Raw genomic sequence first — 13,632 nt, forward strand, 5'->3', positions numbered from 1 at the left:
AAAAAGGAATTGACGAACAGGGTCAATTCCTTTTTTTGTTTTCAAATTCTTCTTCTGAAATGACTTTAAATCCGTGTCTTTTAAATAAAGCAGTTGTCACTCCGAAACCAGTTTGCTTATTACCGTTAAATTCTCCAGTGTAAATCGTAGAACTACCACAAGATGGGCTGCGTTCTTTTAAAATAATATATTCTGGGTGTAAATCTTTAATTTGTTCTAATGCTGTATAAGCACCATTTACGAAAGCTGCTGTGACATCTTCACCATTTTTTGTTATCACTTTCGCTTTTCCGTCTAAAACGTCGTCGCCATTCCCGCCAATAATTTCAGCGGAAGGACGAGGTGTTGGTAGTCCTCCTAATACTTCAGGGCAAATGAGGACTGTATCTTCTTTTTGCTGAAGCTCCTCTATTTTTGAAACGAGATTGTCATTCCCGTCATAACGGCAAGCAATCCCACCTAAACAAGCGCTAATTACGATCATATTTTCATCTCCATTAAAAAATATTAACTATCCCGCCAATTTCGCTTCCTGCCTCTTACTTATAAATGAGGTGATATAAATGGGAAGCTTATATAATTTAATGAAACCATATAGTGAATTTCGAAGTAAAGAAGAGTTTAATACATATCAAAAACAAGTTTTGAAGTGCTACCGATTTCAATTGAATAAAACTGATTCTATCATTATTCATTTTTTAGGAAAATATGCTGTGAATGAGAAACAAAAAACAGTAGGAGTCGCTTGTCCATTAATGGGGACGATTGCGACGAATGTTGGAAAGAGTATTCGTACAGTACGCCGTTCAATTGCAAAGTTAGAGGAACTAGGAATTATAAAGCGTGTTGCAACAAAAGAAAGACATAAACGCGGCGGCTATAGTGCGAACTTATATGTATTTCTTATATCTGCAATTGACCGCATGGATGACCGTATGAAAATGTCCGCATGTGAAAGTGAGAATCGTGCAGCTGGCTGTAGTAAAAATGAGCAAAAAAATGAGGGGGAAACAATTTTTTCTAAAAACATTCCACAAATAAAAGAGAATAGAAAAGAAACGTACGAGCTTGATGAGACGTATTGCCGTCACGATATACCGAAGCCTTTTATATATGCACTTGTGCCGATGACGCGTAATCCGAAGAAGATCAATATATTTTGGAGTAAGGTGGAACTTGCGTATAAAAAGAGCGGATTACTAGAGCAAGGTGTGTTACTGGAGCAAATATTAGCTGATGACGAAGTGTATGGAAACTTCATTTGGCGAGTGAAGAGTGTTGTGAGAGCGTATAAATATGGGGAAATTCGTAAAGACATTGGGGCACTTTTATACAGTACAGTGCGAGATTTATTTTTAGAGGTTGGATTAGAATGGGGAGCAGCATTAAGGAGAAGTAAGGGAATATCACTATTTGATCCATTCAAAAAAGAGCCATGCGTATAATACATGACTCTAAGTGGCTAATCGAACTTCCTTACAACTGGAACACGAATCGCTACAAATAGTACGAATACAATAACAGCTATTGCACCACTTTTCATAACGGTTACGATTGGAATTCCCATTGCAAGTGCAAGTGATGTGAATGCATAAGAGAGCGGGATAAAGCCCATTGATGATAGCATAAGTAAACTCATTACGCGTCCCATCATTTCTTCTTTTACTGTCGATTGAATCATTGCCATAAGCGGTACAATCGCCATTGCGATTGTAATACCATAAAACATGCCGGCTAATAGTGCTTGCCAAAGTACGGTGCTAAAGTTGATGGCTAAGAAGAATACACCAGACAATAGCATCATGATAATACAAAATAGACCGCGTCTACGATTAATATTTTTTAAACCGACAATGATAGCACCGATTGCCATTCCGCCGCCTACAGATGCTTCTAAGTAACTAAACTGGAGCGAATCACCATGCAGAACGTTTTTAACAAAAAGCGGGAAACCAACTTGCATCGGGCCGATTAAAAATAAATTTAAAAAAGCGCTACAAATAAGGAAAGTTGAAAGGAATGGCGATTCCTTTACATATAAGATTCCTTCTTTAATGGAAGTGAACATACCTTTATCTGTATCTTTTTGTTCTGGCATCGTAAATTGTATTTTTTGGACGAGTATGGCAGCGAAAATCAGTAATAAAATCGTAATGGAAAAGATTGTCTCATAGTTCGTAAATTTAATGAGTATACCACCAAGTACAGGGCCTAAGATGACCGATGCTTGGTTCGTCATTTGTGTAAGTGAATTTGCTTGTGTTAACCGGCTTTTTTCTACCAATTCCGGTAAGATAGATCCATCTGCTGACCAGAAGAAAGCATCAGCAAGTCCAAAGAATAAAGCGAATAAAGCAAATGTATATAGTGTTACATCACCGACAATGAACCATGTGAGAATGGTTGCGACAAGAATCGCTCGAATGATATTGGAGTAAAACATAATGTTTTTTTTCGGGAATTTATCAGCTACAGCGCCGCCGACAATCATAAAAATAAGCCTTGGAACACTAAGGGCTACGAAAACAACACCGAGTGAAGCTTCAAGGTTTAATGTTTTTGCTATGTACCACGTTTGTGAAAAAGTAAAAAAGGCTAAAGCAAAGCTTGAAAAAAGAGTAGCTGCCCAAAGAAAAAGGAAATTCGTATTTTTTAATAACGGTTTTCCGCTTCCTTCTAAAGCAGTTTTATTTTGTTGTAGTTCCTCCATATTGCTTCCTTTCTATGTGACGAATTTAAACTAAAAAACCTATTAACAATCGTTTTATACAGTTTCTAATATTTCTATACTGCACTTTCTCATTGTAGACAATAATAATGAATTTGCCCAGTAGCTATTTAACGACAAAAAAAGATGCCGAATGGGCATCTTTTTTTAGGCTAACGCAATATAAATATCCAATTGTGCATGATTTGGGTCTAACGCTCTTTCATCGTAAAGCTCAAAGTCTGTTGTGAAGGCACGTTTATTTTCTTTCGACCATTTCCAAATATATTCCCAAGCTTCACAAACGACTTCAGCAACTGGTCCTTTTCTTGTTGTAAATACCGCATATGTAGCGGCAGGTATTGTTAAAGTTGTCATATTTTCAGGAACGTCTTCTAATGAAGAAACAGGCATACCGATTGTAAATTGATATGTACCGGTTTCATCTGATTCGTAGTTTGAGTAGAAAGCGAATGTTTCTTTCGTTTGTTGATTTGGGATGTGATGCATCATTTGTTCTTGAAAGTATCGGTTCCAAAGTTGTGGAATGTTTCCTTCAGTAGATGCCTCTTTTTCATTAGTCGTCGTAACCGAAACGCCGATTGCGTGGAAAGCTTCTTTTTTTACGATAATAGGTTCTTGTAGCATAAAAAATTCCTCCTTCTTTTAAAAAAAGAACGTTTGTTCTTGTTTTAATATAACATATTTTTACATGTAACGGTTGTTATTTTTAGAAAATTTTAATCATAAAAAACAAACTGAAAATAACTAAAAAATGGTAAATTTTCTATTGTATGTATAAATAGGATGAGGAGTATGTTAAAATTTTTAAGTATCCTTTAACTGTTATATAAACCTATACAGCACGGTGTTTTTACTATATTAAAAGTATGGTAAAGGTTTGTATAAGTGTCCGGTATATATGCTATTTTTGATAAATTAAAATAGTAATATTCTATGAGATTTATATTGTTGACATTGGGATTTCAACGATACATTTTCGTAGGTCGGATTGTTGCGAGTGGATATATATTGCTATGTATTCGGCTACTAAATGAAAGGGTTGCTGCAATTTAGTAGCCGGATAGCAAGTATATAGAAAGGAGAAAGGTAGAAAATATGAAGCAAGTATTGAAGTGTTTTAATGTCGTAACAATGATTACACTTCTCCTATCCATCATATTGCCTTCGCCCAGTGCTTTTGCTACAGAGATAAATAAAAAAAGCTGGGATGAGTTACAAGGAAATGATGTGAAAATTAAGGCAGAGAAAGTGAATGCTGAAATGTATAGGGGAGAAGTAGCTGAGAGGGAGCACGTATTTCAATATAAGATTGAAAATACGGGAGATACACCAATCCGAGAATTAGTAATTAAACAAAATAATGACAATGGAATTGAGTTTCTTTCGCAATCTGTGAAAGTAAACGGAGAGAAGTTACTTGAAAATAAGGTAGCGGATTTCTATGTAGAGGAAAAAGATAAGGGAGGAAAGGTTCTTTCTTCTAATCTTAAAATTCAAGATTTAAAATCACATGAAAAAATGACTGTATTAATAAAAGCTCGTCGTGCGCAACATTTTAATAAAGAGTATAAGCAAAAAATTAGTGTGCAAAAGGATCAACTACAGATAGGAAACATGTCTGTAGATGTTGAAGGGCTTCCTTCTGAAGAGAAGTTAGAAGCTAATACCGATGATGAGGCTGACAGTAGTAAGAAAGAAGTTGGCCCATCAGCTAATAATACAATTAAAAAAGTATCTGTAGAAGATAAAAATAACCCTACATCAAAAACAGAACTACCAAAACAACCAGTAACCGAAGCTGAGAAACAGCCAGAAAAAGAGGCAGTAAAGCAGAGTGTTGCAGAAGTACAAGCTGCATCAGAGAATGCTTCGAAGGTTCAAATGCAAACAGGGGATAAGCAAGGATTTGGAGATCCACTGTATTCTACAATTACTGCTGGTAATTTAGTACAGACTGGTAATGTAACACTTGGTTTGACGACCGATCATTATGGCAGACAAAGTCTGGGGTATAAGACGAATAAAATGACTGTGGACGTTGATAACGATGATAGTACTTTTAATTCGTCAACAGGAGCTTTTCCTAACATTCCTGCTGGAAGTAAAGTGAAAAAGGCTTATTTATTTTGGACAGCAGCTATGGGAACGCCAACTTATGCAAATAAAGAGTATAGAGTTAGTGATGAAGATGTAAGGCAGCCGGTTAAAATGAAAATGGGTAATAAAGAATATAAAGAGGTAAGTGCTACTAGTATACGAAAAGCAGCTAGTTTACCGTATATTTCAAATTACTCTGGTAGTGGTGCCGGTTATGTTGCATATGCTGACGTAACAAATGTAATTGCACAGCAAGGTATTTCTCAAACGGTGACAGTTGCGAATGTGCCACAAATTAAATTTGAAAAAGGCAGTGGTTACTACTGGGGCAACTGGAATCTTATATTAGTGTATGAAAACTATAAAGAAACAGTAAAAGATATGAAGATTTGGGAAGGTTTAGTTGCTCAAAAAAGTACAGCTTGGACAGATATTAGTGTTAATAAAATAAACACACCAAAAGAAGGTGCTTTTAAGGCGAAATTTAGTTATTTTTCATCGCAAGGTGATCCAGCTGATAACGATGGGTATGCCTATGATTATGGAGAGTATGATTTTGGATTAGGATATCAAAAGTTTAAAAATATTAAAGGTAAAGATAATGATGTTAATGACTCATCTATGACAGAAGTACAAGTAGACGGTACTAACGAGTTTGTTACAAAAAAATATCCAGGATATAACCCGGATTGGACAAATTCATTCAGTACTGACATTCATACGTATCATCTTGAAGGACCGACTCAAGTAAAGAATGATTTGAAAGAAGGAAAAATGCGTTTTAGAGCATATGCTGGTACTGGTGATATTTACGTATTAAACAACGCCACATTTGTTACAGAACATAATGCTCCAAACTTACAAGTTGATAAAAAGGCATTAGATAGTACCGGTAAAGAAATTAAGGAAATTAAAGCTGGTGAAGAGTTTACGTATCAAATTGAAGTGAAAAATGATACGAAAAATAATCAAGCGCCGGTATCGAATGTAAAAGGTTTTGATAAATTAGATGATCGTTTAGAGTATGTTCCGGGATCTATACAATATATTTCTGGAAGTAATAAAGGAAATAAAACAGATGATGCAAGCGATGATGAAGCAGAGTTTGTAAATAATCAAATTGATTTCCGTGTTGGTGAAGGTGCTAATGCTAAAGACGGCGGTGTTTTAAAGCCTGGTGAAAGTGCCATTATTACATTCAAAGTAAAAGTGAAAGCTTCTGTACAATCAGATACAACAGTAAAAAATATCGTTGTTGTAAAGGGACAAGATAGTACCGAGGTAAATTATGAAACTGCAGATGATGCAGATATTACGGTTACGACTCCAAAAGAGATCCCTGGAGAAATAGAAGCTAAAAAAATAGCATCTAATAAAACACCGAAACTAGGTGACGAAGTAGAGTATCGTATTACATTTAAAAATAAGACAAAAGATGGACGTCTAGATGTATTGACGATTGAAGATGAATTACCAAGCAATCTTGAATACGTGAAAGATAGTTTGAAAGCAGAAGGTGCAAAACCAGAGCCAGTAGAGCTGAAGTTTGAAAATGGAAAAGTAATTGCAAAGTATCCAGAAATTATGGATATGGAAGAAAGAAGTATCGTCTTTAAAACAAAAGTAAAAGAAACTGCAAAAATTGGTGAAGAAATTGTTAATAAAGCAACCGTTAGTGATAAAACAAATCCACCAAAGAATCTAGAAGAGAAGATTACACCACAGCATAAGGCCGGTAAAATTGCTGCAAAGAAAAAAGCAACAAATAAGAAGCCAAAGCTAGGAGAAGAATTTGAATATCAAATTAGCTTCCAAAATACGGTGGAAAACGGAAAACTAGATGCAGTTACAATAGAAGATGAAATTCCAGCTAACTTAGAATTTGTTCAAGGCAGTGAGAGAGCTGAAGGTGCTGAACCAAATCCAGTAGAGTTAAAAGTAGAAAATGGTAAGGTAATCGCAAAATATCCAGAGATTACGGATACAAAAGAGCGAAGCATTGCCTTTAAAGTGAAAGTAAAAGAAGAGGCAAAAGCCGGAGAAACGATTGTTAATAAAGCGGTTGTGAGTGAGCCGAATGGACAAACTGAGCATCCAGAAGAAAAGATTACGCCGGATTATAAATACGGTAAAGTGGATGTTGAAAAAAGCGTAACGAATCAAACACCAAAACTAGGAGAAGAAGTGGAATACCGAATTACATTTTATAATACGGTAGAAAACGGAAAACTAGAAAAGGTGCTAGTAGAAGATACACTACCTAAAGGTGTTGAATACGTGAAAGATAGTTTGAAAGCTGAAGGTATAAAACCAGAGCCAGTAGAACTAAAAGTGGAAGACGGCAAAGTAATGGCAAAGTATCCAGAAATTACGGATACAGAAAAAAGAAGTATTGTTTTTAAAGTGAAAGTAAAAGATTCGGCAAAAGTAGGGGAGGCAATCGTAAATAAAGCAATTGCAAAAGATCCGAAAAATGAGCCTGTTGAATCAAAGGTTGTTATTACACCGCAAAGTAAAAAAGGTGAAATTGCTGCTACAAAGGTAGTTAATAATAAGAAGCCAAAGTTAGGCGAAGAAATCGAGTACCGCATTAGTTTTCATAATACGGTTGAGAACGGAAAACTTGAAGAGGTGCGAGTGGAAGATACAATTCCAAAAGGTCTTGAATATGTAGAAAATAGCATCAAGGCCGAAGGAGAAGCACCTGAACCAGTAGAATTAGCTGTTGAAAATGGGATAGTCAAAGCTAAGTATATCGATATTATGGATATGAAAGAAAGAAGTATCGTCTTTAAAGTAAAGGTGAAGGAAGAAGTAAAAGTAGATAAAGAGATTGTCAATAAAGCAATTGTTGATGATACGAAAAATCCACCGATTGAACCGGAGGAAAGGATTACTCCGCAACATAAGGATGGAATAATTGATTCGAAGAAGACAGTAGATAATCCATCACCAAAACTAGGAGAAGAAGTAGAATACCGAATTAGCTTTAAGAATACGGTAGAAAACGGAAAACTAGAAAAGGTAATAATAGAGGATACAATTCCTAACGGTTTAGAGTATGTAAAAGGCAGTGAAAAGGCTGAAGGTGATAAACCAGCTCCATTAAAGTTAAGTGTGAAAGATGGAAAAGTTATTGCTGAATACGACAATATTACGGATATGAAAGAAAGAAGTATTGTCTTTAAGGTAAAGGTGAAGGAAGAAGCGGAAGTGGGGAAGGAAATCATCAATAAGGCAATTGTTGATGATATGAAAGATCCGAAAGAACCAGAAGCGAAAATTACACCATTACACAAAGATGGAAAAATTAAAGCGAAGAAAATCGTAAATAATGAAACACCGAAGTTAGGAGAAGAAGTAGAATACCGAATTAGTATGAAAAATACGGTAAAGAACGGAAAGCTAACAGACGTGACAGTAGAGGATACTTTACCAGAAGGTTTAGAGTATGTAGAAAATAGTTTGAAAGCAGAAGGTGCCGGAATAGATTCAGTAGAGCTGAAATTTGAAAACGGTAAAGTAATGGCAAAATATCCAGAAATTACGGATACAGAAGAAAGAAGTATCGTTTTTAAAGTGAAAGTAAAAGAAGAAGTAAAAGTCGGTAAAAAAATCATTAATAAAGCAACTATTGATGATTCGCAAAATAAGCCAGTTAATCCGACAGCGGAAATTACTCCTCAGTATAAAGATGGAAAACTTGAAGCAAAAAAGATAGTAAATAATGAAACGCCGAAGTTAGGAGAAGAAGTGGAATACCGAATTAGCTTTAAAAATACGGTAGAACATGGAAAGCTAACAGAGGTAAAAATAGAAGATGATTTACCAAATGGATTAGAGTATGTGAAAGATAGTTTAAAAGTAGAAGGTTCTAAGCCAGATCCAGTGGAATTAAAATTTGAAAACGGTAAGGTAATGGCAAAGTATCCTGAGATTACAGATACAAAAGAGAGAAGTATTACCTTTAAAGTGAAAGTAAAAGGTAAAGTGAGCGATTCAATTGTTAATGAAGCGATTGTGAGCGATACGAAACATCCGCCAGAAACACCGACAGCAGAAATTATTCCGCAACATAAAGACGGAAAAGTGAAAGCGAAGAAGACGGTAAATAATGAAACGCCGAAGTTAGGAGAAGAAGTAGAATACCGAATTAGTTTTAAAAACACGGTAGAAGACGGAAAACTAGCAGAGGTAAAAATAGAAGATACTTTACCAGAAGGTTTAGAGTATGTAGAAAACAGTGTGAAAGCAGAAGGTACTAAGCCAGATCCAGTAGAATTGAAAATGGAAAATGGTAAGGTAATGGCGAAGTATCCAGAGATTACGGACACAGAAGAAAGAAGTATCACTTTTAAAGTGAAAGTAAAGGAAGAAGTGAAAGTCGGTAAAAAAATCGTCAACAAAGCAATTGTTGATGATACGAAAAATGAACCAGAAACACCGACGGCAGAAATTACTCCGCAGCATAAAGACGGAAAAGTGGAAGCGAAGAAGACGGTAAATAATGAAACGCCGAAGTTAGGAGAAGAAGTAGAATACCGAATTAGTTTTAAAAATACGGTAGAAAACGGAAAGCTAGCAGAGGTAAAAATAGAAGACGATTTACCAAATGGATTAGAGTATGTGAAAGATAGTTTACGAGCGGAAGGTACTAAGCCGGATCCAGTAGAACTGAAAGTGAAAGATGGAAAAGTAATCGCCAAATATCCAGAGATTACGGATACAGAAGAAAGAAGTATCGTCTTTAAAGCGAAAGTAAAAGAAGAATTTAAAGTTGGTGAAGGTCTTGTCAATAAAGTAGTTGTTGATGATACAAAAGATCCAACAACTTCAGAAGTAACAATTATGCCAGAATATAAAGACGGTAAGCTTAAAGCAGAGAAATTTGTAAACAATAAAAAACCGAAATTAGGAGAAGAAATAGAATACCGAATTAGTTTTAAAAATACGGTAGAAAACGGAAAACTAGCAGAGGTTAAAGTAGAAGATGAAATTCCAGCTGGATTAGAGTATGTAGAAAACAGTTTACAAGCAGAAGGATCTAAGCCTAGTCCGGTAGAATTGAAATTTGAAAACGGTAAAGTAATGGCAAAGTATCTAGAAATTACGGATACAAAAGAAAGAAGTATTATCTTTAAAGTGAGAGTAAAAGAAGAGGCAGAAATAGGCAAGGAGATTGTTAATAAAGCAATCGTAGTAGATACAAAAAATGAGCCCGAAGAGCCTCATGTGGAAATTACTCCGCAATATAAAGATGGTAAAATTGCTGCGCAGAAAGTGGCGAATAATCATAAACCGAAACTAGGAGAAGAAGTAGAATACCGAATTAGTTTTAAAAACACGGTAGAAAACGGAAAACTAGCAGAGGTAAATATAAAGGATGCATTACCAAATGGTTTAGAGTATGTGGAAGGCAGTATCACGGCAGAAGGTTCTAAACCGAAACCAGTAGAGCTACATGTGAAAAATAATAAGGTAATGGCAAAGTATCCAGAAATTACAGATACAGGGGAAAGAAGCATTGTCTTTAAAGCGAAGGTAAAAGAAAGCGTAAAAGTGGGAGAAGAAATCGTAAATGAGGCAATTGTAGATGATACAAAGAATCTGCCAGAAGAGCCTTATGTACCGATTACACCACAATATAAAGATGGGAAAATTGAGGCAAGAAAAGAAGTAAGTAACCATGAACCGAAGTTAGGTGAGGAAATCGAATATCGAATTATTTTTAATAACACGGTGAAAGATGGAAAACTAGCAGAGGTAAAAATAGAAGATAAAATTCCAGCTGGATTAGAGTTTGTAGAAGGAAGCGAAAAAGCTGAAGGTGAAGAGCCAAAACCAGTGGAGTTGAAAGTAGAAAATGGTAAGGTAATGGCAAAGTATTCAGAGATTATAGATACGCAAGAAAGAAGTATTGTCTTTAAAGTGAAGGTAAAAGATTCGGTTACAATAGGGAAGGACATTACAAATAAAGCGATTATCCATGTTGATGATCCGAACCATCCAGTAATTGATCCGACAGCAAAAATTACACCACAATATAAAGATGGTAAAATTGCTGCTCATAAAAAGGTGAATAATCATAAACCGAAGCTAGGTGAAGAAATCGAATATCGAATTTCATTTAATAATACGGTGAAAGATGGAAAACTGGCAGAGGTTAAAATTGAGGATGAAATTCCGTTTGGTTTAGAGTATGTGAAAGATAGTCTAAAAGCAGAAGGTGATAAGCCGGCCCCAGTAGAGTTGAAAGAAGAAGCTGGTAAGGTTGGTGCGAAGTATGAAAATATCACTGACATGAAAGAAAGAAGCATTATTTTTAAAGTGAAGGTGAAAGATTCTGTTGAAGTGGACAAGGCAATTGTAAATAAAGCAATTGTTGATGATACAAAAAATCCACCAGAGCGACCAGAAGTAGATATTACACCGCAGCATAAAGATGGTAAATTTAAAGCTGATAAAAAGGTAAGTAAAAAAGATCCAAAGCTAGGAGAAGAAGTAGAGTACCGAATTAGTTTTAAAAATACGGTAGAAAACGGAAAACTAGCAGAAGTGAAAATTGAGGATCAACTACCAAATGGATTAGAGTATGTGAAGGATAGTTTAAAAGCAGAAGGTAATGAACCAAATCCGGTAGAGTTAAAAGAAGAAGCTGGAAAAATTACAGCGAAGTATGAAAATATTACTGATACAGCTGAGCGTAGCATTATCTTTAAGGTAAAAGTAACAGAAGCAGTAAAAGTCGGGAAGAAAATCGTGAATACGGCAATTGTGGATGATGATAATCCGAAGAATCCTCCGCAAAAACCAGAAGCGATTATTACACCGGAGTATAAGAATGGAAAAATAAAAGCTGAGAAAACAGTAAATAACCCAGCTCCAAAATTAGGAGAAGAAGTAGAGTATCGAATTACGTTCCGTAACGTAGTTGAGCACGGAAAATTAGCGAAGGTGAAAATTAAGGATGAATTACCAAACAGTTTAGAGTTTGTAGAAGGTAGCGAAAGAGCTGAGGGGGATAATCCAAAACCGTTGCATGTAAAAGTGAAAAACGGCATAGTACTCGCAGAATATCCAGAAATTACGGATACGAAAGAAAGAAGTATCGTCTTTAAAGCAAAAGTGAAAGAAAAAGCTAAAATTGGCGAAGCGATTGTGAATACGGCGGTTGTGGAAGATACTATAAATCCACGAGAGAAACCGAATGTCGCGATACAACCTCAACATAAAGAGGGTGTATTACAAGCTGAAAAAACAGTGAGTAACCATGAACCGAAGTTAGGAGAAGAAGTAGAATATCGAATTAGTTTTGAAAATACGGTAGAAAACGGCAAACTAACTGAGGTGAAAGTAGAGGACGAAATTCCAGCTGGTTTAGAATACGTACAGGATAGTATAAAGTCTGATGGGCCGGAACCAAATCCAGTAGAACTTAAAGTTGAGAATGGAAAAGTAACAGCAAAGTATCCAGAAATTACGGATACGAAAAAAAGAAGTATCATCTTTAAAGTGAAAGTACAAGAAACGGTACAAGTAGGAAAAGAAATTATAAACAAGGCGGTTGTGGATGATAATAATCCGACAAATCCACCAGTTGAGTCACTTATACCAATTACACCTCAATATAAAGATAGGAAACTAGAGGCAAGGAAAGAAGTAAGTAACCATGAACCAAAGTTAGGGGAAGAAATCGAATATCGAATTACTTTTAACGGCACAGTAGATGGCGGGAAGTTAGTTGATGTAAAGATTGAAGATGAAATTCCGTCTGGTTTAGAGTATGTGAAAGAAAGTCTGGAGGCCGTAGGTGATAAGCCTGTGCCAACAGAACTTAAAGTCGAGAATGGAAAAGTAACAGTGAAGTATCCAGAAATTACGGATACGAAAGAAAGAAGTATCATCTTTAAAGTAAAGGTAAAAGAATCAGTAAAAGTTGGAGAGGAAATAACAAATAAAGCGATCATTCATGTAGATGATCCAGATCATCCAGTTATGGAACCGACAGCGACAATAAAGCCAGAATATAAAGATGGTAAGTTAAAAGCGACGAAGACAGTAAATAATAAAGAACCGAAGCTAGGAGAAGAAGTAGAATACCGAATTAGTTTCAAAAATACGGTAGAAAACGGCAAACTAGCAGAGGTAAAGGTAGAAGATGAAATTCCAGCCGGTTTAGAGTACGTGCAAGATAGCATTAGATTTGAAGGGGCTGAACCAAATCCAATAGAGTTAAAAATGGAGTTTGGAAAAGTAATAGCAAAGTATCTAGAAATTACAGATACGAAAGAACGTAGTATTATTTTTAAAGTGAAGGTAAAAGCAGCACCAAGTAAAGGGATAACAAATAGAGCGGTAGTGGACGATAAAATAAATCCACCACTTGAGCCTACAGTTACAATTTTACCGAAAACAAAAGAAGATCTTAAGATACCAGAAGAGCCGAAAGAACCAGAAGTGAAGCCGGAAGATCCGAAAGAACCGAAGGAACCAGAAGTGAAGCCGGAAGATCCGAAAGAACCGAAGGAACCAGAAGTGAAACCGGAAGAGCCGAAAGAACCGAAGGAACCAGAAGTGAAGCCGGAAGATCCGAAAGAACCGAAAGAACCAGAAGTGAAGCCGGAAGATCCGAAAGAACCGAAGGAACCAGAAGTGAAGCCGGAAGAGCCGAAAGAACCGAAGGAACCAGAAGTGAAGCCGAAAGAACCGAAGGAACCAGAAGTGAAGCCGGAAGATCCGAAAGAACCGAAGGAACCAGAAGTGAAGCCAGAAGATCCGAAAGAACCGAAGGAACCAGAATTGAA

General features: G+C 36.1%; 5 protein-coding genes. 2 read left to right on the top strand and 3 right to left on the bottom strand.

Annotation, left to right across the window (positions count from 1 at the left end; genetic code table 11):
* Window positions 1-22: 22 nt before the first annotated feature.
* Window positions 23-484: a 2-thiouracil desulfurase family protein gene (locus HMPREF1014_RS23385; RefSeq protein WP_000635509.1), complete on the bottom strand. Its 462-nt coding sequence runs from the start codon at window positions 482-484 to the stop codon at window positions 23-25.
* A 79-nt stretch (window positions 485-563) separates the two neighbouring features.
* Between HMPREF1014_RS23385 and HMPREF1014_RS23390 the strand changes: the two genes are divergently transcribed.
* Window positions 564-1,445, top strand: a complete 882-nt coding sequence (locus HMPREF1014_RS23390) for a helix-turn-helix domain-containing protein (RefSeq protein WP_000535258.1) — start codon at window positions 564-566, stop codon at window positions 1,443-1,445.
* A 17-nt stretch (window positions 1,446-1,462) separates the two neighbouring features.
* On the opposite strand, the gene HMPREF1014_RS23395 is transcribed toward HMPREF1014_RS23390, so the two are convergent.
* Window positions 1,463-2,710 (bottom strand): MFS transporter, encoded by a 1,248-nt coding sequence (locus HMPREF1014_RS23395; RefSeq protein WP_000391936.1) that lies wholly within the window; start codon window positions 2,708-2,710, stop codon window positions 1,463-1,465.
* A 165-nt stretch (window positions 2,711-2,875) separates the two neighbouring features.
* Complete coding sequence (locus HMPREF1014_RS23400; RefSeq protein WP_000938790.1) at window positions 2,876-3,355, bottom strand: GyrI-like domain-containing protein; 480 nt, start codon at window positions 3,353-3,355, stop codon at window positions 2,876-2,878.
* A 471-nt stretch (window positions 3,356-3,826) separates the two neighbouring features.
* Here HMPREF1014_RS23400 and HMPREF1014_RS23405 point away from each other — a divergent pair.
* On the top strand, window positions 3,827-13,632 hold a 9,806-nt coding region (locus HMPREF1014_RS23405; RefSeq protein ID WP_000815773.1), incomplete at its 3' end, for an isopeptide-forming domain-containing fimbrial protein.

Origin of the sequence: Bacillus sp. 7_6_55CFAA_CT2 (assembly GCF_000238655.1) — a bacterium.
GTDB classification, from domain to species: domain Bacteria; phylum Bacillota; class Bacilli; order Bacillales; family Bacillaceae_G; genus Bacillus_A; species Bacillus_A cereus.

Coding starts and splice junctions, on each gene's coding strand:
- HMPREF1014_RS23385 (WP_000635509.1), bottom strand. CDS start 484: ATGATCGTAATTAGCGCTTGTTTAGGTGGGATTGCTTGCCGTTATGAC.
- HMPREF1014_RS23390 (WP_000535258.1), top strand. CDS start 564: ATGGGAAGCTTATATAATTTAATGAAACCATATAGTGAATTTCGAAGT.
- HMPREF1014_RS23395 (WP_000391936.1), bottom strand. CDS start 2,710: ATGGAGGAACTACAACAAAATAAAACTGCTTTAGAAGGAAGCGGAAAA.
- HMPREF1014_RS23400 (WP_000938790.1), bottom strand. CDS start 3,355: ATGCTACAAGAACCTATTATCGTAAAAAAAGAAGCTTTCCACGCAATC.